The sequence below is a fragment of the Streptomyces sp. NBC_01197 genome (genome assembly GCF_036010505.1).
Lineage (GTDB): Bacteria > Actinomycetota > Actinomycetes > Streptomycetales > Streptomycetaceae > Streptomyces.
Genome location: NZ_CP108569.1, coordinates 4,645,907 through 4,668,692, shown reverse-complemented (window position 1 = coordinate 4,668,692; position 22,786 = coordinate 4,645,907). Strand labels below are relative to the sequence as shown.

General features: G+C 70.4%; 20 protein-coding genes and 1 riboswitch. Of the genes, 8 read left to right on the top strand and 12 right to left on the bottom strand.

Annotated elements, in window-relative coordinates; genetic code table 11:
• Window positions 1-31: 31 nt before the first annotated feature.
• The 6 genes from OG452_RS21410 to OG452_RS21385 all read right to left on the bottom strand — a co-directional run bounded on the left by OG452_RS21410 (window position 32) and on the right by OG452_RS21385 (window position 5,975).
• Window positions 32-736: a transglycosylase family protein gene (locus OG452_RS21410; RefSeq protein WP_327297203.1), complete on the bottom strand. Its 705-nt coding sequence runs from the start codon at window positions 734-736 to the stop codon at window positions 32-34.
• Between the two features lie 3 nt (window positions 737-739).
• A riboswitch (cyclic di-AMP (ydaO/yuaA leader) is annotated at window positions 740-927 on the bottom strand.
• 257 nt (window positions 928-1,184) lie between these two features.
• Window positions 1,185-2,249 carry a transglycosylase family protein gene (locus OG452_RS21405; protein WP_327297202.1) on the bottom strand — a complete coding sequence of 355 codons (1,065 nt, stop codon included), beginning with the start codon at window positions 2,247-2,249 and terminating at the stop codon, window positions 1,185-1,187.
• A 136-nt stretch (window positions 2,250-2,385) separates the two neighbouring features.
• Window positions 2,386-3,678 (bottom strand): cytochrome P450 family protein, encoded by a 1,293-nt coding sequence (locus tag OG452_RS21400; RefSeq protein ID WP_327297201.1) that lies wholly within the window; start codon window positions 3,676-3,678, stop codon window positions 2,386-2,388.
• Complete coding sequence (locus OG452_RS21395) at window positions 3,675-4,643, bottom strand: nucleoside triphosphate pyrophosphohydrolase (RefSeq protein ID WP_405565416.1); 969 nt, start codon at window positions 4,641-4,643, stop codon at window positions 3,675-3,677. Before OG452_RS21395 ends, OG452_RS21400 begins: the two co-directional genes overlap by 4 nt.
• Before the next feature lie 99 nt (window positions 4,644-4,742).
• The gene (locus OG452_RS21390; RefSeq protein WP_327297199.1) at window positions 4,743-5,414 is read right to left on the bottom strand and encodes a SurA N-terminal domain-containing protein; all 672 of its coding nucleotides are present in this window, start codon (window positions 5,412-5,414) and stop codon (window positions 4,743-4,745) included.
• Between the two features lie 108 nt (window positions 5,415-5,522).
• On the bottom strand, window positions 5,523-5,975 hold the full coding sequence (locus OG452_RS21385) for a GtrA family protein (protein ID WP_327299719.1): 453 nt from the start codon (window positions 5,973-5,975) through the stop codon (window positions 5,523-5,525).
• Window positions 5,976-6,160: 185 nt separating this feature from the next.
• Between OG452_RS21385 and OG452_RS21380 the strand changes: the two genes are divergently transcribed.
• Complete coding sequence (locus OG452_RS21380) at window positions 6,161-8,722, top strand: YfhO family protein (RefSeq protein WP_327297198.1); 2,562 nt, start codon at window positions 6,161-6,163, stop codon at window positions 8,720-8,722.
• A 238-nt stretch (window positions 8,723-8,960) separates the two neighbouring features.
• On the top strand, window positions 8,961-9,863 hold the full coding sequence (locus OG452_RS21375) for a class I SAM-dependent methyltransferase (protein WP_327299718.1): 903 nt from the start codon (window positions 8,961-8,963) through the stop codon (window positions 9,861-9,863).
• A gap of 15 nt (window positions 9,864-9,878) precedes the next feature.
• Here OG452_RS21375 and OG452_RS21370 read toward each other — a convergent pair whose 3' ends face one another.
• The 6 genes from OG452_RS21370 to OG452_RS21345 all read right to left on the bottom strand — a co-directional run bounded on the left by OG452_RS21370 (window position 9,879) and on the right by OG452_RS21345 (window position 14,771).
• On the bottom strand, window positions 9,879-10,211 hold the full coding sequence (locus OG452_RS21370) for a winged helix-turn-helix domain-containing protein (protein ID WP_327297197.1): 333 nt from the start codon (window positions 10,209-10,211) through the stop codon (window positions 9,879-9,881).
• 506 nt (window positions 10,212-10,717) lie between these two features.
• Complete coding sequence (locus OG452_RS21365; RefSeq protein ID WP_327297196.1) at window positions 10,718-11,839, bottom strand: serine hydrolase domain-containing protein; 1,122 nt, start codon at window positions 11,837-11,839, stop codon at window positions 10,718-10,720.
• A gap of 80 nt (window positions 11,840-11,919) precedes the next feature.
• Window positions 11,920-12,927 (bottom strand): DUF6895 family protein, encoded by a 1,008-nt coding sequence (locus OG452_RS21360; protein WP_327297195.1) that lies wholly within the window; start codon window positions 12,925-12,927, stop codon window positions 11,920-11,922.
• Window positions 12,924-13,889: a DUF6895 family protein gene (locus OG452_RS21355; RefSeq protein ID WP_327297194.1), complete on the bottom strand. Its 966-nt coding sequence runs from the start codon at window positions 13,887-13,889 to the stop codon at window positions 12,924-12,926. The genes OG452_RS21360 and OG452_RS21355 overlap by 4 nt, the downstream gene beginning before the upstream one ends.
• Window positions 13,886-14,572 (bottom strand): hypothetical protein, encoded by a 687-nt coding sequence (locus OG452_RS21350; protein WP_327297193.1) that lies wholly within the window; start codon window positions 14,570-14,572, stop codon window positions 13,886-13,888. The genes OG452_RS21355 and OG452_RS21350 overlap by 4 nt, the downstream gene beginning before the upstream one ends.
• A 10-nt stretch (window positions 14,573-14,582) precedes the next feature.
• Window positions 14,583-14,771: a hypothetical protein gene (locus OG452_RS21345; protein WP_327297192.1), complete on the bottom strand. Its 189-nt coding sequence runs from the start codon at window positions 14,769-14,771 to the stop codon at window positions 14,583-14,585.
• A 752-nt stretch (window positions 14,772-15,523) separates the two neighbouring features.
• Here OG452_RS21345 and OG452_RS21340 point away from each other — a divergent pair.
• The 6 genes from OG452_RS21340 to OG452_RS21315 all read left to right on the top strand — a co-directional run bounded on the left by OG452_RS21340 (window position 15,524) and on the right by OG452_RS21315 (window position 22,711).
• Window positions 15,524-17,026 (top strand): glycoside hydrolase family 3 protein, encoded by a 1,503-nt coding sequence (locus OG452_RS21340; RefSeq protein ID WP_327297191.1) that lies wholly within the window; start codon window positions 15,524-15,526, stop codon window positions 17,024-17,026.
• Window positions 17,027-17,353: 327 nt separating this feature from the next.
• Complete coding sequence (locus OG452_RS21335) at window positions 17,354-18,418, top strand: phytanoyl-CoA dioxygenase family protein (RefSeq protein WP_327297190.1); 1,065 nt, start codon at window positions 17,354-17,356, stop codon at window positions 18,416-18,418.
• Complete coding sequence (locus OG452_RS21330; RefSeq protein ID WP_327297189.1) at window positions 18,400-19,707, top strand: DUF6271 family protein; 1,308 nt, start codon at window positions 18,400-18,402, stop codon at window positions 19,705-19,707. The genes OG452_RS21335 and OG452_RS21330 overlap by 19 nt, the downstream gene beginning before the upstream one ends.
• The gene (locus OG452_RS21325) at window positions 19,697-20,944 is read left to right on the top strand and encodes a type III PLP-dependent enzyme (protein ID WP_327297188.1); all 1,248 of its coding nucleotides are present in this window, start codon (window positions 19,697-19,699) and stop codon (window positions 20,942-20,944) included. Before OG452_RS21330 ends, OG452_RS21325 begins: the two co-directional genes overlap by 11 nt.
• Window positions 20,941-21,438, top strand: a complete 498-nt coding sequence (locus tag OG452_RS21320) for a GNAT family N-acetyltransferase (RefSeq protein ID WP_327297187.1) — start codon at window positions 20,941-20,943, stop codon at window positions 21,436-21,438. Before OG452_RS21325 ends, OG452_RS21320 begins: the two co-directional genes overlap by 4 nt.
• A gap of 97 nt (window positions 21,439-21,535) precedes the next feature.
• A complete protein-coding gene (locus tag OG452_RS21315; RefSeq protein WP_327299717.1) occupies window positions 21,536-22,711 on the top strand; it encodes an MFS transporter in 1,176 nt (391 codons plus the stop codon).
• The last annotated feature ends 75 nt before the right edge of the window (window positions 22,712-22,786 follow it).

Below are 22,786 nucleotides of genomic sequence, written 5' to 3'. Positions count from 1 at the left end.
GCCGGGCCGGGGGTGCTGCGGAGAGCTGATATCAGCTCAGGTGGAGCTGCTGACCGGGGAAGATCAGGTTGGCGTCCTTCACGATGTCCTTGTTCAGGTCGTAGACCTTCTTCCAGCCACCGGAGACGTGCTCGGCCTTGGCGATCGTGGAGAGGGTGTCGCCGGCCTTGACCTTGTACTCGCCGTCACCCTTCTGGATCGGCGCGGCGTGGCGGGGAGCGGCGTGCTTCGGGGCGGCCGGCGCACTGGTGCGGGCCTCGCTGCGCGAAGCGGACTGCTGGTCGGTGTGGGTGCTCTGCTGGCCGGCGCTCGACGAGGAGGAGCCGCTGTTCGAGCCGGTGGAGACGTCCGGGCTCGGACCGCCGCTGGTCAGGCCGCCGGCACCGGCGCAGGACCAGGCGCCAGGGCCCTGCATGGCGAGAAGCTTCTCGGCGGTGGCGATCTGCTGGCCCTTGGTGGCGAGGTCGGCGCGCGGGGCGTACTGCGTACCGCCGGCGGCAGCCCAGCTGGAGTTGTTGAACTGGAGGCCGCCGTAGTAGCCGTTTCCCGTGTTGGTGGACCAGTTGCCACCGGACTCGCACTGCGCGACCGCGTCCCAGGTGGAGACCGAAGCGGCGGAGGCCGAGGTCGCCCCGATCAGCGGAACGGCCACGGCGGCACCGGCAACACCGGCGAGCGTGGCGACGCGAACGGCCTTCGAAGGGCGACGGTGCTTGGACTTGCTGGAAAACAGCATGAAGAATCTCCTCACCGACGCCTACGAGGTGAGCTGTCGGGTTCGGGCCAATGAGTTGCCCGGCTGCGCGACCTAGCGCACAGCTTCACCCCAAGCCGGTCCCGGTTCGTGCCGTTCTCTGACTCTGAACGGACGGCCGGCCCCGGCGGCTTACCTGGGTCCCCCGCTCCTGCCTACGGCGCTTCTTAGCGTCAACTGTCTCCCTTCGACCGATGGCAGGATTCGGCGTGGCGATCGAAGAGGCCCGCGGTGCGAGCGGTCTGACCGTAATCACAGGACCCCCCGATATTCAAAGATGAACATCGGGGAGCAAATTCCCGGTTTACGACCCGGCGTTACCCGTTTCCCCAGGTGAGAGGCGGCGCGCGCCGGGCGGACAGTCTGGTCATTCAGCCGAGCCGACGAGAGTCATGTCTCACTCGAACAGAAGCGGACATACGACCCCGAACTACCCCTGATTCCGGTCGAGATCAAGGCTCTGGCCAGGAACGATGAAGTCCGGATCGCCTCCGACGGTCCGATGGTTCGCCGCGTAGAGCGCGGGCCATCCGCCGGGCAGATCGTGCGCCTCCGCGATGGACCACAGGTTGTCACCCGCGCGGACCGTGTAGCTGCCCTCCGTACGGGCGTCTTCTCGGGATGTCTCCCCGCCGCGCGAAGCGTGCCGGCCGGTCTCGTCACGGCTCGCGCCGGTGTCGCCGGCGGCCTCACCGCCCCGGTGCTTGCCGGCCCCCGAGGGCGCCGGGGCATTCCCGGAATCAGGGCCGTCGGATGTCGCCGAGCCGGAAGGGGCTGGAGGCGCGGAATCCGACGGGCCGGGCGCGGCGGATGCACTGGAGTCCGAAGTGGCCGAAGTATCCGGAGTGTCGGAATGACCCGAATCGCGGGAAGAGTCCGATGCGTCCGATGAAGGGTCAGATGCCGGAGATGACGGCGATGATGAGGACGACGATCCGGAGTGGGAATCCGACGGGCTCGGACTCGCCTGCTTGGACGGCGCCTGCGTGGAGGACGTCTGCTTCGAACCGTCCGCACTCGTGTCCGCACCCAGCGGGTCCCCGGCGGAACCGGTCGCCTTCGTGGGGCTGGGGCTCGCGGTGTCCGGGGCGCCCGGGTCCACCAGGGCCGTGTCGGCGTCGTCCTTGGTCAGACCGGCGATGGCCGCACAACTGGCCCAGGGAGCCGCGCCCTCGGCCGCGTACACCTTCTGGGCGACGGCTATCTGCTGGGAGCGGCTGGCCAGGTCGGCGCGGGCCGCGTACTGCCCGCCGCCGTACTTGTCCCAGGTCGCCTGCGAGAACTGGAGGCCGCCGTAGTGCCCGTTGCCGAGGTCGGTACTCCAGATGCCGCCGCTCTCACACAGTGCCACCCGGTCCCAGGTCGTGGCGTCAGCCGCGTGGGCGCCGGTCGACGCCAGCAGCGGAAGGGCGATGGCCGAGCCCGTGACTCCTGCCGCTACGACAAGAGCTGGAGCCTGACGGGGGCGGCGGTGCCGACCGTTCCCGGTGCGCATGCGGTGGCCTTCCGTGTGACGGATGAGTCGAGGGGTGAACGTAGCCGCACTCGAACACCAGTCACAAGTCGATGCAGCGGAGATCACGTGAAAGTCACAGCCTTGACGCCCCGTCAGCCGGGCATCCGACAACCCGTCAGTTCGACGGCGTACCGAACTCCACCGGAAGCGTGCGCAATCCCCGCATGATGAGTCCACCGCGCCAGCGCAAATCGCCAGGTTCCACCGCAAGTCGCAGGTCCGGCAGACGGCGCAGCAGGGTGGCTAGCGCGGTCTGCGCCTCCAGCCGGGCGAGGGGCGCGCCGAGGCAGTAGTGGATGCCGTGCCCGTATCCCAGATGCTGGTTGTCGGTGCGTGAGAGGTCGAGTGTGTCGGGCTCGGCGAAGCGCTCCGGATCGCGGTCGGCGGCGGCCAGCACGACCAGTACGGGATCGCCCTCCGAGACGGCCTGTCCGCCCAGGGTCAGCGCCTCGGTGGCGAACCGCCAGGTCGCCAGCTCCACCGGCCCGTCGTACCGCAGAAGTTCCTCCACACCGGTGGCGAGGAGGTCGCTCTCCCCCGCCGCCAGCGAGGCCTCCAGACGCTCGCGCTGGTCCGGATTGCGGAGCAGCGCGTACATACCGTTGCCGATGAGGTTGACCGTCGTCTCGAACCCGGCGAAGAGCAGGATGAACGCCATCGCCGCCGCTTCGTTCTCGGTCAGGTGCTCGCCGTCGTCGCTCGCCCTGATGAGCCCGGAGATGAGGTCGTCGCCGGGGCTCTCCCGCTTGCGGTGGATGAGTTCGGCGAGGTAGTTCCGCATCTTCTTGACCGACCGCGCGACCCCGCCGCGCGGACCGCCGCCGTGACGGATCATCATGCCCGCCCAGTCACGGAAGTCGTCCTGGTCCTCGCGGGGGACGCCGAGCAGGTCGCAGATGGCGTAGATGGGGAGCGGGAAGGCGAAGTCATGGATGAGATCGGCCTGCCCCCCGGCCTCCTGCTCCTCCCCTTCGCCCCGCTCCGCGCTCCTCGCCACGAAGGCGTCGATCAGCTGGTCCGTCAGCTCCTGCACGCGCGGTGCGAAGAGCGCGACGGTGCGCGGGGTGAACGCCTTGGAGACCAGACGCCGCAGCCGGGTGTGGTCCGGCGGGTCGATGTTCAGCAGATGCGTCATCAGCTCCGCCTTGCGCTCGCCCGGAATGCCGGTCTTGCCCTTGGCGTGCGGGGACTCCGCGTGGTGCGCGGGGTTCTTCGACAGCCGGGGCTCGGCGAGTGCCGCCCGCGCGTCCGCGTACCGCGTCACGAGCCAGGCCTCCACCCCGCTCGGGAGCGCGGTCCTGTGGACGGGCGCGTTCTCGCGGAGCCAGGCGTACGCGGGGTACGGGTCGGTCGCGAACTCCCAGGTGAAAAGGGTGGGGGCCGGGCCTGCGGTGCTGTTGTCGGTCACTCCTCGACGGTAGCCGTACCGGCTGTCGCGCTCTCCGCGGCCCGGATCGCGTCCCGGTACGCCCGCGCCGCGGCGCGCAGCGCGGCCTCCGGGTCCGTACCCGCCGCCTCCGCGCTCGCGGCCAGGGCGAGCAACCGGTAGCCGACACCCTCCCCCGCCGGGAGCGGCACGTCGAGCTCCGAGCCCCGCACCCGGGACGTCAGCTTCGCCGCGAGCGCGAGGGCCGGCTGACCGACCGGGACGCCGTCCGTCACCGACGCACGCTGCTTCTCGATCGCCTTGGTGCGGTTCCAGTGGGCGTGGACGTCCTCGGCGGTCTCCGCCGTCTCGTCGCCGAACACATGCGGGTGGCGGTGGATCAGCTTCTCGACCAGGCCGCCCGCGACGTCGTCGATGGAGAACGGCTCGTCCCCTTCTTCCCCGGTGCCCTCCTGCGCGATCCGGGCGTGGAAGACGACCTGGAGCAGTACGTCCCCCAGCTCCTCGCGCAGTTCGTCGCGGTCGCCGTCCTCGATCGCCTCGACGAGTTCGTACGCCTCCTCGATCAGGTACTTGGCGAGCCCCCGGTGGGTCTGCTGGGACGTCCACGGGCACTCGCGGCGCACCCGGTCCATCACCTGCACCAGGTCGAGCAGGCGCGCTCCCGGCAGATCGTACGAACCGGGCAGCAGCTCCAGGTCCGGCATCCGCACCCGGCCGCTGCCCGCGAGCCTGGCCAGACCGTCGGTCAGCTGCCGGTCGCCCTCGCCCGAGGGGAGGACGACGACCGTGCGGCCGCCCGCGCACTCCTCGACCAGCTGGTGCGCGTCGGGCGCAGCGTGCTCGACGGTCACCCCCGCCTCACGCAGATACGGCAGCTGCGGGTGCTCGGTGTCCACGCAGAGCACCCGGTCCGCCGTGTGCAGCAGCTGCCAGGCCGGCCAGGACAGCAGCCCAGGCGCGACCCGGTGGCTGGTGGTGAGCAGTACGACCCGGCCGGGGGCGTCGAGCGCCTCGGGGACGGCGGCGAAGGAGGGCGCGGAGCCGGTGGCGTCAGGGGTGTTTTCAGCGGTCACCCCTCGAAACTACCCCGCCGCACTGACTCCGGTTCCGGCGGACGGGTCGGCCTGTTCCTTGGTGACCTGGGTGATCCACGGCGTCTTGTACGTACCGAGCTGGCTCTTCTTGACGTCCCAGACCCCGTAGCGCGGATTGACGTCCACGCCCATCGCCTTGGACGTCTTCATCATCGCCCGGAGCACCGCGCTCTGGCCCTGCGGAGTGCTGAGCGAGGCGCCCAGCTTCTCGGCCAGCTTCGACGCGGTGACCTGCTCCTGGAGCGCCTGATCGATCTGGCCGGGCGCGATGCCGTTCTGCTGGAGGTAGACCTGCTGGAGCCGCTGCTCGCTGCCCGCCTGCTTGACCAGCTGGGCGCGCGCGTCCTGGATGTCCTTGGGCGTGACCTTGGCCCCGGCGTCCGCCGCTGCCTTCGCGAGTACCCGGTCGAAGATCATGTTGCCGAGCTTCATGCCGCTGAGGTTGTTGCTGCTCCTGATCAGCTCGGCGGCCTGCGGGGACTTGTTCTGCGCCGCGCGTACGTCGTTCACCTGCGTCTGGAGGGCGGCGACCGTGATCCGGTCCTTGCCCACGACGGCCGCGGCACCCGGGTGGGGCTGGCTGCCGCAGGCGGCGAGGAGCGGGGCTGCGGCGACGAGCGCGGCGGATACGGAGAGCGCAGTGCGACGACGGCGGTGCAAAGGAGCCTCCTGGCGGGCTGGTTTGTGCAAACTTTGGTGCGGCGCCCGGCGCCTCCTTGAGGGGGGTCGGGCGACGGGTGGGAGCACAAGGCCTTGCGTTGATCGATGTTAGGCACTTGGCGTGGCGGGGGCCACTGGTTCGACCAACGATTCAGGGGCCTGCCGGTTGTCGGGGCGGAGCATGATCGTCCGAGAGATGACAAAAGTGAGCGGAATGGCGGCAGCCGCCGCGACCAGCGGAGCGTAGGCGGCGCCGAGGCCGGCCACGTCCACCAGCAGGTACACCCCGCCGGTGGTGATCACGAAGTTGGCCGCGTTGGTCAGCGGGAAGAGCAGGAACTTCCGCCAGGTCGGCCGGATCCGGTAGGTGAACCGGGCGTTCATGAAGAAGGAGCCGACCATGCTGAGGCAGAAGGCGACGGTGTGCGCGGCGAGGTACGGGAGCCGGGTGAGCAGAAGCAGGTAACAGCCGTAGTAAGTACCGGTGTTCACCACGCCGACGAGAGCGAAGCGGACCAGCTGGCCCAGCTTCGCCGTAGGGGCCAACCGTGCGGTGTTCATCTGCGTACGCGCTCCTGAAAGCGGGAGGAGGGGAGGGGCAGGGCGCAGTAGGACCCACCCGGTCCAGGTGAAATCGAAGTCGAAGTCGAAGATGAAGTTGAAGTTGAAGTTGAAGTCCCGGTGACGGCTGAGTGAACTCACCATATTCCAGGCCAATTCCGCGTATTCGCTGCCATATTCGGGGCATGAGACCCCGCCGTCCGGCAGTGACACCCCGCCTTCGTGCCACCGTACTGGCCACGCTGCTCACCGTACTGGCCGTGTGCACAGGGGACGCCGCCGCCCGCATCTATCCCTACGGTCCGCGCCACCGAAGCGTCAGCGACCTGGGCAACCAGTACATCCCCTTCCACGCCCACCTCGAGGATCTGCTGCACGGCAGGGCGCACGGCGGACTGCTGCTCAACTGGCAGTCGGGGTACGGCACGTCCTTCCTGCCGGATCTGGGGACGTATCTGAGCAGCCCGTTCGCGCTGCTTGTGGCGGCCTTCCCGAAGGACCGGATCGACCTCGCGGTGTATGTGGTCACGCTGCTCAAGATGGCGGCGGCCTCGGCGGCGATGACCTCGCTGCTCCTCACGCTGCGGCCCGGCCGCTGGTGGGCGGCCGGGCTGCTCGGCGCCTCGTACGCGCTCTGCGGCTGGTCGGTCCTGGAGGCGTCGTACAACCTGATGTGGCTGGACGGGCTTATCGCCTTCCCGCTGCTGTGCCTGGTCGGCGAGTGGGTGCGGAACGGGCGCCGACCGCTCCTCGGGCCGGTGGTCGTCGCGCTCGCCTGGACCGCGAACTTCTACACCGCGTACATGGCGACCATCGGGGCCGCGCTGGTGCTGCTGGTACGGCTGCTGCTGAGCAAGGGAGAGGGGGCGGGGGCGCACCGCCCGGTCCGGGTGCTGCTCCGGGCGGCCGGAACGGTCCTGCTCGGCATCGGCCTCTCGGCCCCGCTCCTCTGTACGGTCTTCCTCGGGACCCGGCACGCGTACCCGGGCTGGACCCGGAACTTCGCGCCCGCCTCATGGACGGATGTGTTCGCGCGCACGCTCCCCGCCACATACAGCTTCTCCACGCCCGCGCTGTTCCTCGGCACGGGCACCCTGCTGCTGGTCTGCGCGCTGGCGTTCCACCGTGCGGTGCCGCGCCGGGAGCGGGCCGTGTGGACGGGGCTCGTGGTGCTGGTCGCGCTGTCGATGCAGTGGAAGCCCACGCATCTGTTCTGGCATGTGTTCGCGACGCCGAACGGCAGCCCGTACCGGCAGACGTTCGTCCTGAGCGGCCTGCTGGTGATCGCGGCCTGGACAGCGCTCTCGTACGGGGTGCCGGGCGGCCGGGCCCTGGTCGGCGGGGCCGGGGTGCTCGCGGCGGGGGCGGCCTTCGCGGGCTTCTCGCGGACGGTGACTGTATATACGTATCCGCTCTTCGGTCTCGGCCTGGCCGCGGCGGTGGCCGGGCTGGTGCTGCTGGGAAGGGCGGGGCGGGTGCGGGGACCGGGCGCCGGGCGGCCCGGCGACGCGCGGCCCGGGAGCGACTCGGGACCGGAAGGCGACACTCCGCGGCCCCGGCTGCGGGTTCGGCGGTGGCAGCCGGTTGTCGCCGTGCTGCTGCTGGTGGGGGCGCAGGCGGGTCAGGCGGCCGCGACGACGGCGTACGCGGACCGGGTCAAGATCCACCGGCTCGACGACTACGCGCCCTGGGGCCGCCACCTGGACGAGGAGGCGGCAGCGGTCGCCGGGGCGGACGGCTGGCCGCGTTACCGCACCGACCCGGGGCGTCAGCAGACCACCGGGAACGACCCCTTGCTGGTCGGCGGGGAGGGCGGCTCGTACTACAGCAGCATGACGCCGGACCCGTACACCCGGACGATGGCCGCGCTGGGGGCCGGCTGGACCTCGCGGGGGCGGAGTATGCAGTCGCTGGACAACCCGGTGACGGACGCGATCTTCTCGGTGGGCGCGCGGGTTCGGTCGGCGCCGGACGCGAAGGGCGCCGGTGCGGTGACGGTGACGCGGGCGGCCGCGCCTCCGCTGGTGACCGTACGGCCGCCGGGCCCGGTGCCGCACTTCGGGCGCTCCCCGTTCCGGAACCAGGAACTGCTCCTTGGCGCGGATGTGTACACGTACGCGGACAAGTGCCCGGTCGGCACCGATGTCTTCTACTCGGCACCGGACTTCACCGGCTTCGCCCGGCTGGGCGGCGGCGAACCGGTGGAACTGCGCGGCGGCCGGCGGGGCCGGCGCGCGGCACTCCAGCCGATGGGCCGGGCGCCGGGCGGCGCGGCGGTCACCCCGCATCCGCACGGCAGGACGGGCTGTCTGTCCCGTACGGAACTGGCCGCGGCGGTGAATCATCTGACGAAGACGGGAGCCAGCTCGGTCCAGGTCACGGACGACGCGGTACGGGCCCAACTCCCGCCGGGCTCACGGGGAACGGCGGTATTCGCGATGCCCCGCATCTCCGGCTGGCAGTGCCACACGGGCCACGGGGCCGACCGCCCGGCGCGCTCGTATCTGGGCCTGGTGGCGGTCCCCCTGACCGGCGACGCGACAGAGGTGAGCTGCGCTTTCCGCCCGCCCGGACTTCGGCTCGGTTCGGCGGCGGGAGGTCTGGCACTGGCGCTGCTGATCGGGTCGGCGGTCGTACGGAGGGTGCAGCGCCGGGGAGTCGGCCGGGCACACCGCCGGCAGCCGGGCAGCGCCGGGGACGCGGAGCCCACACCATACAGCGATGCATCATACGTCGATGTCCGTTAAGTGACGCGTGACCGGATCTTGCACCGCCCATTCACGGGGCGGACGGGTGGATCTCACCGCGACGACACCGGCGGCTACCAGGCTCTCGGGCAGCCGGCGCGGCCCGCCGAACCCACAGCGCGGCGTGTCCAGCGCCCCGACGCACATGTACTGGCGGGTTCAGCGATCTCCGAACGGATCCCTCATGACCAGCAGCACACCCGGCGCAACGCCGTCGGACAGCAGGCCTTCGGACTACATGCCTGCGGATGACACCGAGCAACTTCCGGCCCCCGCCGGGCTGGACGAGGTGAAGGGGTGGTTCTTCGCGGCGGACCAGTTGCTCTTCGACTGGCTCCTGACCCGGCAGAAGGTCCTCGCCCAGGCCGGCGATCTGCTGGAAGTGGGCGCGTACATGGGCAAGAGCGCGATCTTCACCGGTTCCTATCTGCGCCCCGGTGAACGCTTCACCGTCTGCGATCTCTTCGACGGCCCTGCCGACGACTCCGCCAACGACGCCGAGATGGCCAAGTCCTACTCCACCCTCACCCGGCGGGCGTTCGAGGCGAACTACCTTTCCTTCCACGACGAGTTGCCGACCGTTGTGCAGGGCCTGTCCTCGATGGTGCCCGGACAGGTGGCCGACGGCAGCTGCCGCTTCGTGCATGTCGACGCCTCACATCTGTACGAACACGTCCATGCCGACATCGCGACGGCCCGCGCGGCGCTGAAGCCGTACGGCGTCGTCGTGCTGGACGACTTCCGCGCCGAGCACTGCCCCGGCGTCGCCGCAGCGGCCTGGCAGGCGGTGACCAGCGGAGGTCTGCACGTCCTCTGCATCACCGGCACCAAGCTCTACGGGACCTGGGGCGATCCCTCCGCCCTGCGCGCCGAGCTGGCGGCCTGGCTCGCGACCCGTAAGGACCTCTGGCACGGCGAGGAGTCCGTCGCGGGCGAACCGCTCATCCGCATCAGCGGCAAGAAGGCGCAGCTCCCGCCGCAGCCGGTGTCCCGCCACCCCGCACCACCGCGGACCGCGACAGCCCCCGGACCCGGCCCTGCCACGGCACCCCGCGGCCGCCCACAACTGCACCGGTTCGCGGCGAACGTCCTGCCACCGTTCCTGACGAAGGCGGCAGCGTCCGCGCGACGGCGCGGGTAGAGGCCGGCCTCCCGCTTACCCCGCGGGGGCCGGAACGTACTTGTAGCCCACGCCGACCACTGTCGCGATGGCCTTTCGGTACTGCGGGCCGAGGCGGCGGCGCAGCCGGGCGACATGCACATCCACCGTGCGCTCACTGCCTGCTGAATCGGGCCAGATCGCAGCGATGAGCCGATGGCGCGTATGGACGTGGAGCGGCCGGGAAATGAAATATGCCAACAGGTCGAACTCCAGCTTCGGCAGTTCGAGTTGACGCCCCGCGACGTGCACCGTGCGGGCACCGTGGTCGACTTGTATGGGGTCCGTAAGGGGCTCCGGGGGCGCGGCCGATTCGACTCTTTCAGCCATGTACCCGGGAAAGGCCTCCGGTTCCGGGGAAGGCGCGAACACGAGATGGACCTCGGAGGATGTCTGGTGCACCGAGACGGGGACGTACCCCTGAGCCGCGAGCATCCATCGCCCGCGGGAAATCGGTTCGACAGTCACCGCAGGGTCAGCCGGCGGGCGACCTGACACAGTGTGCCATCCAGTCCTGTCCGGACCATGTGCTGTGAAAGTGCCTGTGGACATTGGCTACTCATTCCCATCGGGGCGTGCAGAGCAGACGTTCACGGAATACGGCCGCGTCGACAGCGGCGCGCCAAACACTACACGTGATGGCATGAGTTCGGAAAGTAACCTCCACATAGTGGATGTGAGGCCCCCGGCGCCAATATCAGAAATCGGATAGCCGGCACATCGCCTCGCAGGGCCGGCCATTTCGGCTTGATCCCCGCAGCCGGTGAGGACCAAGCCGAATCCCCTTGTTCCTCAACCGGCCCGCTTCCAGGAATTGTTGCGAGTGCAGCTGCAACTCAGCCGGATTCCTCGCTGAGCAGTGCGTACGCCGTCGCGATGAACGTGTCCCGGAGGCGGATACGGCGGGTGGCCACGGCCACCACGGCCGTGTGTGTGGCGGGCCGGAAGCCGATGAATGCCTGCTGGCCGGTGGTGGCGCCCGCGTGGAAGTACAACGGGCCCTGCGGTGAGGGGTGTTGGAACCAGGCGAGGGTGTGGGTGTGACGGTGGCCCGTTCCACGGCGGAGCACGGGGCGGCGGATGGTGTGGAGGGCGGTCTCCAGCGGGGTGCCGGCCGGGTCCAGGTGTGCTTCCAGGTAGGTCAGGAGGTCGCCGGGGGTCGCTCGTACGGCGCCTGCGGGCTGGAAGCCGCCCATGGCCAGACCCGGTACGGGAGTCATGCCGTTCGGGCGGTACCCCGTGGCGTCGGCGCCCGGCCGGTCCGTGCTCGGTCCGCCCGCGCCCGGTCCGCCTGTGCCCGGCCTGTCTGTGCCCGGCCTGTCTGTGCCCGGTCCGCCTGTGCCCTCCGGGTGCAGGCGGGTCTCGGCCAGGCCGAGCGGGGTCAGGACCTGCTGGGTGATCAGTTCCTCCCATGGGGTGGCCGTCGCGGCGGCGAGAGTGTGGCCCAGGACCGAAGCGCCGAAGTTGGAGTAGTGCCAGCGGGTGCCCGGGCGGTGGCGTGGCCGGGTGCGGAGGTAGGCGGCTACGACGCGTTCGGCCGGGTAGCCCCGGTACGGGTCGGTCGACCAGCGCCGTACCGCCTGCGGGTAGAAGTCGGCCGGCAGGGCGGGCAGCCCGGCGGTGTGCGTGATCAGGTGCCGCAGGGTCGCCGGGTTCCTGGGGGCGGTGTCCGGCGTCCGGCCCGGCGCCAAGTGGCGGGCGGCCACGTCGTCGTACGAGAGGCGGCCGGTGCCCACGAGTTCCGCGAGGAGGAGGCCGGTGAACGTCTTCGACGCCGAGCCGATCTCGTACCGCTGCTGGTCGCGCGGGAGGACCGGCGGAGGGGCGCCGCCCCCGCAGTGGACCGTGCGGTGGCCGCGGTGGCTCACCGCGATGACGAGGCCCGGGGCGTCGATGGCCTGCGCGGCGGCGGCCAGGCGATCGGCGGTCCCGGTCCGCGTCCGCGTGCGTGTCGACATCTGTTCCGTCCCCGTCTCTTCCGCCACCGCCGCCGCCGTCTCCGGTCCCGACTCGGGTCCCGTTCCCGGTGCCTTCCTCGTCATGAAGGGGCCGGTGCGGTCAGGTCGGCCATGGCGCGGGAGACCGCAAGGGCGGAGGCGAACGCGGCCACCAGGGTCGGGTGGTAGACGAGATCGAAGACGTGCTCCTCGTCGCCCTCGGGCATCGGGCCCCGCACGGGCATCGCGCCGTCGGGCTGCTGGGCGGCCGCGAAGCCGCGCCAGGCCGCCGGGTCCAGCGTCGGTTCCGGCAGGCACGCGTCCACGACGAGCAGTTCGCCGAGCAGGTCCCACCGTCCGAGGGCGAGCCAGTCGTCCAGCCAGACCGGCAGCCAGATGGCCAGATAGTCGGCGATGGCCGGGGGCAGACCGGACGGGTTCTCACCCCAGTCGGTCAGATGGAACACCGTGTGCGTGATGTCGTAGCCGATGTGGCCCTCCACCGTCCACGGCTCCGGGCGGTGCGCGAGCCAGGTGCGGGCGGCGGCCTCGTCCTCCGGCAGGCCGGGCGCGAGACCGAAGCGGCGTTCCATGGCGGAGAGCCCGAGTCGGCGGACCGGCAGCACTTCCAGCACCTGCCGACTGACGAGCCGGTGGTTGAGCCGGGCCGCGGCCTCGATCCGCGGATTGCTGTAGCCGAGCTCCTTGAACGGTACGTAGACCTCGAAGGGCACCGGCGACAGCGGTTCATGGGTCTGGCCCTCGGCGAGCCTGGCTCCGGACGCCAGCAGTTCGTGCCAGGCGTGATCCAGCAGCTTCTGCGCGGTCGCGGCCTGCTTCGAGCCCGCGACGCCCTCGCGGAAGATGACCTTCCCGATGAGGGCCAGCTCGCCGAGCGGCTTGAAGCGGTCCAGCGCCCCGGCCTCCGGGTCCGGGTCGTCCTCCAGCCGGAAGCCGTCGCGGTGGGCGTACAGCCACTCCAGGGCGCGTGATCCGACGTCGTGGATCCGCCGGATGCCGGTGGCGGTGCCTGTGCCTGTGCCGGTGCCGGTGCCGGTGCCGGTGCCGGTACTGGCTGCCGCGTCTGCTGTCTGCTCGCTGTCGTTCATACGGCACCTCCGTCCGGTGGGCCGACCAGGCCGTTCCGGGCCAGGGTCAGGGCGGCCGCGAAGGCCGTGACCAGCGTGGAGTGGTAGCAGTTCAGGAACTCACGCGGAGTCTCGCCGGTATCGGGCGGGCCCGTCTCGGGGACGGCGCCCGTGGCGTCCTGTACGGCGGCGAGCACCGGCCAGCAGGTCTCCACCAGCTCCACCGGCGGCGGGTCAGGCAGACACGCGGCGACGGCGAGCAGCTCGCCCCCCAGGTCCCACTGGCCGTTCTCGAAGCAGCCGTCGATCCACGCCGGCAGCCAGGTGCCGAGATACCCGGCGACGTCGTACGGCATCCGCTGCGGGGCGTTGCCCCAGTCCGTGAGGTGGAAGACCACATGCGTCAGGGCGTACCCGGAAGCGCGCTCGAAGGTCCACGGCTCGGGCAGCCCGCCGAGCCAGGTGCGGTGCAGCACCGGGTCCGCCGCCGTGTGCGCGGGAACGCCGATCCGCCGCTCGGAGTTGAGCAGCCCCAGCTCGCGGTTGGCCTGCTGCTCGGTGAGCGCCCAGCTCCGGGTGGTGGCAACGATGGAGGCGAGGCGTTCGAAGCCCTCGTGTCGCAGGCCTTCACCCGCGAAGGCCGCGTAGATCTCGAAGGGGTACGTGGCGAACGGCTCGTTGCGGGCCAGGTCGAGGAGCAGCTCCCCCTCGCGGACCTGCTCCCAGGCGAACCGTACGAGAGCGGCAGCCGCCGCGTGATGCGGGTCGTCGGGATGGGTACGGCGGCGGACCGTGGTGCAGAGCTGCGCCAGTTCGCCCAGGGGCTTCATGGTGCGGTTGACATCGGTGTGGGGTTCCAGGACGTCGTCGGGCAGCGCGAACCCGGTGCGGTTCTCCCGCACCCAGTCCAGGGCGGCGCCCGCGACACCGTGCACAAGCCCGGTGCCCGGTGGTTGCGTTCGCGCCTCCGGGGCGGCGGTCACCGCGCCTGTCCCGACCTGATCAGTCCGGCCGCGCGCAGATGGAGGGCCACCCGGGGATCCTGACCGCCCATGAGCTGGACGAAGTCCAGGCCGGCGGCCAGGCCCAGGGTGTCGGGCACCCCGTCGAGCGTGGCCAGCCAGCGGCCGGCCCCGGCTGCCTGGAGCCAGTCGCGGCGCCGTACGGCTCGGACGAATCCACGGGCCACGTCGGCCGGCCGGCGGCTCGCGGCCCGGTTGACCGCCGAGGCGGAAGCGGGTCTGGCGAGCGGGGCGAGTACGGAGAGCTGGTGGGTGAACGCCTGCCAGGGGGCCTGTTCGAGCCACGCGGCATCGGGTTCCACCACCGTGTCGCCGGTCGGCGGTGTGCCGAGCGCCGACTCCATCGCCCAGTGGCTCCAGGTGCTCGCCGCCGGGGCGCCCGCGCGCGGCGGGAAGTCGATCACGGCACGCTGGAGCACCGCCACGTCACCGGGGTGCGGATCACGTCCGTACAGCAGGCTCGGCAGCAGGAGATCGGCCCCGATCACCCTGACCGCGGCGATCCCGGTTCTGTCGTCCTCGCCGATTCCGGCGGCGCCGCAGACCGTGGAGAGGTGGTCTTCGCTCTGCAGAGCGAAGACCACCTCGGACGCCAGGTCACGCACAGCCCCCGCGATGCGGGAGGACGCACTTGACTCGTCCATGTGCGCCTGCTTACGCCCTCTTCGGGCGCGGAGTCGGCGGCGAGAGCAGCAAGCTGCCTCCTCCGCTGATCAGCGCCAGGCTCGCGCATTCACGCGAGTCGCGGAAGACGCCTTCGGCCTCGCCCGGGTTGAGCGCAGCCTCGACATCCTCATCGAGGTCGGTTGCCAGGCGGTCGGTCACCGGTTCAGTGGAGTACATGACGCTTCCCATCCGTATAGGGGGATTCGTTCCTTGCGGTCTCAGTCAAACTCAGGAACCGGACGCACGCAAAGGGAGCCAGGGATCCCGGTCCTCAAGGCTTCAATTGAATGGTGAACGGCGAAATGATCATGGCGTTCACAGGCATTCATGCGGGAATTCCCGGAGTGACTCGGAGGCCGGGCGAGGCATGTCGCGCCCGGTCTTGTATCACGCAGGACCTCGGTGACCGTTCACCGTTCACGCGCCGCTCGCTTCCCGGCCCCGCGTGAGCCCGTCCGGACCCGGGGCCCCGCGACCCGTAACAGCGCGCCTTCCGTACACCGGGACCCGCCCTGCCGGACGCCCCGGCGGACCCGTACGAGACCGCCGCCCCGGCCAGGCCGGTCATCGAGCATGGCCGGTACCGCCCGGCGGCCGAGGCGAAGGGAATCGCCCAGGAGCCCGTCGATCCATGAACTCCCGCCAGAACTAGCCAAGTTCAGCTGCCGACGCAGTTCCGCAACGCCGGAATCCACCCTCCCTCGCGCCGGAACACCAGAGCCATGCGGCCCCATTTCGGGGCAGACGGAGCGGTACTGACGGGCAGTCATTCCGGGCGAACAGGGGCGAGCGCACACCTTCACGGCACTTGACGTGACGCTTGGTCCAGGCCACTATCCAATTGGTCTGGACCAAGCGCATGGCCAAGTACATGGCCCGCCTGTGGCGGCTCGGTCCCCTATCGGCACGCCAGGAAGGCCCGGCTGACCTTGCCCAGCACACCAAGCAGTGAACTGACGCACCTCGCCTACAAGATCCTCCAGCCTGGTTTCAAGGGCACCGAGGCACCGGACTGGCTGCTCCGCCGGATCGGTGAGGGACTGTCCAGCGTGGTTCTCTTCTCGCGCAACATCGCCAACCCCGGTCAGCTGGTCCGGCTCACCCGGCAGCTGCGCGCGGAGAACCCGGACCTCATCATCGCCATCGACGAGGAGGCCGGCGACGTCACCAGGATCGAGTCGCTGACCGGCAGCACCCGCCCGGGGAATCTGGCACTGGGCGCGATCGACGACACGGAGCTGACCGAGGCCGTCGGCCGGGACATCGGCCACGAGCTGCACTCCGCCGGCATCAGCCTGACCTACGCCCCCAGTGCGGACGTCAACTCGAATCCGAACAACCCGGTCATCGGCGTCAGGTCGTTCGGCTCGACCCCGGATCTGGTGGCCCGGCACACCGGCGCCTGGATCCGCGGTCTCCAGTCCGCCGGAGTGGCCGCCTGCGCCAAGCACTTCCCCGGACACGGTGATACCGCGGTGGACTCCCATCTCGGACTGCCCCGCTACGACGCGACCGCCGAATCCGTCAGGGAGCAGGCGCTGCCGCCGTTCCACGCGGCCATGGAGAGCGGTGTACGGGCCGTCATGAGCGGCCATCTGCTCGTACCGGCCTACGACGCCGACCTCCCCGCCACGCTGAGCCCCCGCCTCCTCGTCGACCTGCTGCGCACGGAGATGGGCTTCGACGGCCTGGTCATCACGGACGCCATCGAGATGGGGGCCGTCAGCGGTCTCTACGGTATCGACGGCGCCACGGTACGGGCGGTCGCGGGCGGCGCAGACGCGGTGTGCGTCGGCGGCGAGAGCGCCGACCCCGAGGTGGTCGGCCTGCTGAGCGCGGCCCTGGTGTCCGCCGTGCACGACGGTGAGCTGTCCGAGGAGCGGCTGAGAGAAGCGGCCGCACGCGTCGAGGAGTTCTCGGCCTGGTCGAACGGCATCTTCCACGCCACGCCACCGCACCGGATCAAGTCGGACATCGGCTTCGTGGCCGCCCGGCGGGCGCTGCGCCTGACCCTGGCCGACGGCGGGTCCCTGCCGCTCGACGCGGCACCGCACGTCGTGGAGCTCATCCCGTCGATGAACCTCGCCATCGCCAAGGAGACACCCTGGGGCGTCGCGGCCCCGCTGCGCGAGCGGCTGGCCGGAACGACCTCGGTCGGGATCCACGAGGAGGACGTGGCGGCGGACCTGACCGTACTCGACCAGTACGCGCTGGACCCCGCCACCGAACGCCCGCTGGTCGTAGTGGTCCGGGACGCCTGTCGGCACACCTGGATGACGGACTCCCTCAAGCACCTGCTGACCGCGCGGCCCGACTCCGTAGTGATCGAGATGGGCCTGCCGGCCTCCGCGACCCAGGGTGCGGTGCACATCACGACCTACGGAGCCACCACCGCATCGGGTGTGGCAGCGGCCGAGGTACTGGCCGGCTGACCGCGCCCCACCCGGCACATCCCCCTCACCACCTCCCACCCGCCGCCCGGCACCCACCGCACCGCGGGACTGGCTCCCGCCGCGCGGTGCCGGCCCGGAGCGCGTACGCGGCAACGCCGCCGCATCCCCCGTCGCGCGGGTGAGCTCCCCACCCCGCGGCCGTCCCGCCGGACCCGCGGTCCGCCGACGGCATCCTTCCGTGGCCTGGCCCGGCCCGGTCCACGGCCCTGGCCGCGCGGGACGCGCCGCCGGGCGGCCGCGCCCGAACTTTCCGCCCAGAACGAGAAGCAGAACCAGAACCAGCACATTCATACCTGGAGTGGTTGCATGTCGACGTCTGACCCCTATCTGTATCGAGCCGCATCGGACATCCCCTATTTCAGTACGGACGGGGAGATGTACCTGGCGCAGACACCGTTGCGGGACATCAAGAAGTCGCAGCCGCTGCGCGTGCTGTCGGAGGAGGACTTCGCCTTCTGGCAGACCTACGGCTACATCGTCGTGAAAGAGGCGATACCCCCTGCCGCGGCGCAGCGCCTGCTGGACTTCACCTGGGACTTCCAGGGTCTCGATCCGGACCGGCCCGACACCTGGTACGCCGACCGCGATTTCCGGTCGGACCTGGACCGTGAACTGCACATCTACGGTTTCGTGGAGGCGTACCACCACCAGCTCATCTGGGACAGCCGCCAGGCGCAGCGCGTCCATGACGCGTTCGCCGACGTGTGGGACTGCGAGGAGCTGTGGGTGACCCTGGACCGGCTCAACCTGAACCCGCCCAACATCAAGAACCGTGACCGCGCGCTGATCGCGCCCACGGACAAGGGGTTCGACATCGAGCTCCACTGGGACGTCGACACCACGCTCAGCGTGCTGCCCCAGCGTGTCCAGGGCATCATCGCGCTGAACGACACCGAGCCCGAGCGGGGCGGATTCCAGTGCTCGCCCGAGCTGTTCCGCCAGTTCGACCGGTGGAGGATCGCGCAGCCCGACGGCCGGGACCCGATCAGGCCGGGCACCGACCGCGCGGAGTTCCCAGTCGTCCAGCCGGAACTCAAGGCGGGCGATCTGCTGATCTGGAACGGCCTGCTCGCCCACGGTGTGGCACGCAACATCTCGGAGAGCGGCGTCCGCGCCGTCCAGTACCTCTCGATGATGCCCGCGCTGGAGTCCCACCAGGAGATGCGGAAGTCCCGGATCGAGTCCTGGCGCACCCTCTCCACCCCGGACTGGAACAAGACGCTGGTCGGCGACGCGGACCGGCATGAATCCCTCAGGTACGGCGCCGCCGAACTGAGCGACCTCGGCGCGAAGCTCCTGGGACTCGAATCCTGGGGCGGCCGGAACGCCGAGCGGTTTACCGGAGAACTGGCATGCACCGAATCTGTCTGACCCTTCCCACCAACAGGGCGTGCGCCGCGACGATTTCGGCCATGCGCGCCGAGGCGCAGTACGCCGCAGCTCACTTCGACGTCGACGTGCATCTGCTGATCCTGGACTCGTCGGGCGAGCGGGATTTCGCCGAGCACGCGGAAGTCGCCGGTGAAGCCACCGGGACGCCGCATGTGATCGTGCACCACCTGGACGAAGCCGAACAGCGTTCGCTGTTGCGGCGGTTGATCAGCCTCGCCGATGTGCCCAAGCCCGATCTGCTGCTCGACCTCATGCTGCCTTCCGAGGTCTCGTACGGCGCCTGCACGAACCGCGCCTTTCTGATCGCTGCCGCGCTCGGCTGTGAATCGCTGCACCGCAGGGACTCGGACAGCACCTACCAGACGCTGAACGGCGTGCCGCTGTTCCCCGTCCACCACGAGCTGGTGTCGCTCGGGAAGCGCGCGATCGACGCGGTGGACAGCGTCTCCGACACCCACCTCGACCCCGCCCACGCGGAGCGGACGGTGTCTTTGGTGGGCAGCTCCTTCGTGGGCGAACTGTCCGTGGACATCAGCGAGATCCAGCAGCTCGACCCCTCCGTCTACCACGACGTCGTCAGCCTGTGGGCCCCTCGCACGTGGTCGGAGGAGGCCAGGGAACAGCTGGTCGCCGAGGCGTTCAAGGGCGCGGGCACCGGCCTCTTCACGCACGATCACTCGGCCGTCGGCCTGGTCGATCCCATGCGGGTGGACATGTGCAACATCAGCTTCCACCGCGACGTGTACGAGAGCGTGCCGCTGCCGCCCGCGACCGACACCATCGGCAGCGACTACTTCCTGATGCATCTGGTCCACGACGCCGGACTGCCCGGCGTCCTGCACAACCGCCACATCGTGAACTTCTACACCGGGGAACGGCGCACCGACGCCGGATTCATGGCGTACCAGCTGCGGTTGGTGAAGTTCTTCCTGTCGATGCTCTATTTCAATTCCGTGTACGAGCGGATGGCGGAGGCCGGCGACTCGCTGCTCGACGACCGGCTGCGGCTGCGCGCGGACAAAGTGGCCGAACTCGCCCGGGAGAGCAGCTGGCTGGACCGGGAGGAGAACGAGGAGCGGCTGCGCAGCCTCGACCGTTCCTACCGGAAACTCGGCGGCAGATACGCCGAGTTCGCCGATGCGCTGGCGGAGCGCGGTGACCGGCTGCTCAACGAGGCCCAGCAGGACATGGAGGATTTCGCGCTGCTGATCCAGGCCTGGGGACCACTGATACGGGTGAGCAGGGAAGCAGGCATCCATGAGCACTAGGCCCCTCAACAGAACCGGGCACCTCAGCACCCCCCTCTATGAAGCCCTGGCAGCGGCTTCCGACGACCGGATCGTCTACGACCTCGGCGGAATCCGGCAGCAGTACGAGACGCTGACCTGGGAACTGCCGGACGTCGCCGTCCGGTTCGCGATGAAGGCCTGCCCGGTGGACGAGGTGCTCGCCTGCCTGGCGGAGCTGGGCGCCGGGTTCGACGCGGCCGGCCCCCACGAGATCGAGCGGGCCATCAGGACCGGCGTCCCGGCCGGCCGGATCCACTACGGCAACACCATCAAGTCCGACCGGAACATCGGCGACGCGTACCGGCTCGGCGTCCGGGACTTCGCGACCGACAGCGTGGAGGACGTGACGGCCATCGCGGCCCATGCCCCCGGCGCGCGGGTGTTCTGCAGGCTGGCCACCAGCGGCGAGGGTGCGCTGTGGGGACTCAGCAAGAAGTTCGGCTGCTCGGGCACCGACGCCGTACGGGTGCTGGAGACGGCCCGGGCCACGGGGCTGACACCTGCCGGTCTCTCCGTGCACGTCGGCTCCCAGCAGATGACGGCCGAGGCCTGGGAAAGCGCGTTCGCGAGCCTCGCCGGCGTGCTGGCGGCCCTGCGGGGCCGGGGGATCCACCTCGACCACATCAATCTCGGCGGCGGGCTGCCCGCACTCGGCTATCTCGACAGCCGGGGCCGACCGCTGGATCCGCCGCTGGACAAGATCTTCGCGGCGATCCGGGAGGGTATCCGGCAGCTGCGGGCAGTGTCGGGCACCCCGCTGGACTTCGTCATGGAGCCGGGGCGCCACCTGGTCGCCGACCACGGCGCCATCCGGGCCCATGTGGCGCGGCTGTCCACGCGGGAGCAGCTGAACGGTGAACGTCAGCACTGGCTGTATCTGAGCTGCGGAAAGTTCAACGGCCTGTACGAGATGGACCAGCTCCAGTACCGCCTGGTCTTCCCGTCCCACCCGGGAGCGCCCTCGGTGCCGGCCGTGGTCGCGGGCCCCACCTGCGACAGCGACGACGCCTACGCCCATGAGCACCGCCTCGTCCAGGTTCCCGAGGCCGTCGCGTCGGGGGACCCGGTCTGGGTCCTCTCGTCCGGCGCCTACGCCACCAGTTACGCGACGCAGGGCTTCAACGGTTTCAGCCCCCTTCCGTACACCGTGATACGCGGGCTGCCGTCCGGGTCCGGGACATCCACCCCCGGTTCTGCCACGGAGGATCTGCCATGACGGACCAGGACGTTCAGATACGGAACATCACCGCCGACGACTGGAACGCGATCGCGGCGCTGGAAGCCAGTACGTACACCGACAACGCCCTCTCGGAGGGCCGGGCCGCGCTGGAGTCCCGGGCCCGCCCCTCGCCCGCCACCTGCTTCGTGCTGCGTCTCGACCGGCAGATCGCGGGCTATCTGCTGGCCCTGCCCTACCCGCTGTTCCAGTACCCCGACCTGAACCGGGCGGAGAAGACCGTCTTCCGCTCGCCCAATCTGCATCTGCACGACCTGGTCATCGCCGAACACCTGCGCGGCAGAGGGCTGGCGAAGCGTCTGCTGCACCACCTCACGACGGCCGCCAGGTCGAAGACGCACGAACGCATCTCCCTCATCTCCGTCGCGGGCAGCGAGACCTTCTGGTCGGCGAACGGATACGCGGCCCATCGCGACATCGCACTCCCGGGAAGTTACGGGACGAACGCGGTGTACATGTCCAAGGCGGTATGAAGTGACCCACCAAGACGTCGGAACCGAACCGGTCATGGAACCGGACGTCGACCCCGCCACCGAGCCGAGTCCGGCCGCCCGGCGGCGGCCGCTCGATCTGATCCGCGTGCGCGATCCGTTCCGCCGGGCGCAGGTGGCGATCGCCGCGCTGTTCTGCTTCCTGGGCTTCCAGTACGGCACCTGGGCATCGCGGCTGCCCACCCTCAAGGCACAGCTCCATCTGACCGAGGCGGAACTGGGTCTGCTGCTGATGGCCTGCGGTGCGGGTGCGGCGGTCTCGTTCCCGCTCGTCACCGTACTGATGAGGCGCCTGGGCTCGCGCCGCCTCGCCTCGCTCTCCGCGCTCTGCCTCGGGCTGCTCCTGCTGGCGCTTGCCGAGGTGCCGAACTATCCGGTCGCCGTGGTCATCGTGGGCTGCGACGGAATCGCCGTCGGCTGTCTGAACGTGGCCATGAACGCGCAGGGAGCCGCGCTCGAAACCACGTACGGGCGTACGGCCATGGCCAGACTGCACGCGACGTTCAGCGCCGGTTCGCTGGGCGCGGCGCTGCTGGCGTCCGGCGTGAACACGCTGACCACGTCGCTGGCCGTCCACTTCGGTACGGCGGCCGCGATCCTGCTCCTGCTGGTCGGGTTCGCCCAGACCGGGCTACTGACGGAGGACCAGCAGCCGGAGAGCCGGCAGCCGGAGAAGAAGAAGGCGACGACCCGGCGACGACTCTCCGTACCGTCGCGTCTGACGCTGTGGATGGGGTGCGCGATGGCGTTCGGCACCGTGACCGAGGGCGCCATGAACGACTGGTCGGCGCTCTATATGAAGGACGTGCTCAAGGCGGCGGCTTCGGTGGCCCCGCTGGGCATCGCCGTCGTCTCGGTCATGATGGTGCTGGCCCGCGTCTTCGCCGACGGCTGGCGCACCCGCTGGGGCGACGGGCGGATCGTGCTGACCGGCAGCGTGCTGGCGGGCGTGGGCCTGGCGCTCGCCCTGCTGGTCGGCGGCGTGGTCCCGGCGCTCATCGGATTCGCCTGCGTCGGCCTGGGGGTGGCGGCCGTGACGCCCTGCGTGTATGTCGCCGCCGCGCGGCAGGGCCCGGAGGCGCTGGCGCTGGTCGCCGCGATGGGGACCGTCGGCCTGCTGGCCGGGCCGGCGGTGATCGGTTTCATCGCGAACGCCGGCGGCCTGGTGTGGGGCATGGGCGCCGTGGCGGCCGCGGCCCTCCTGGTCTCCCTGTGCGCGACCCGGATCCGCTGGGCGCCGCCGGCAGAGAACTGATCGCGGGGGCCCGGTAGTTACATCACCCGGACCCCGCGACAGCCCGGCGGTCGCGTCAGCCCGGCGGTCCCGACA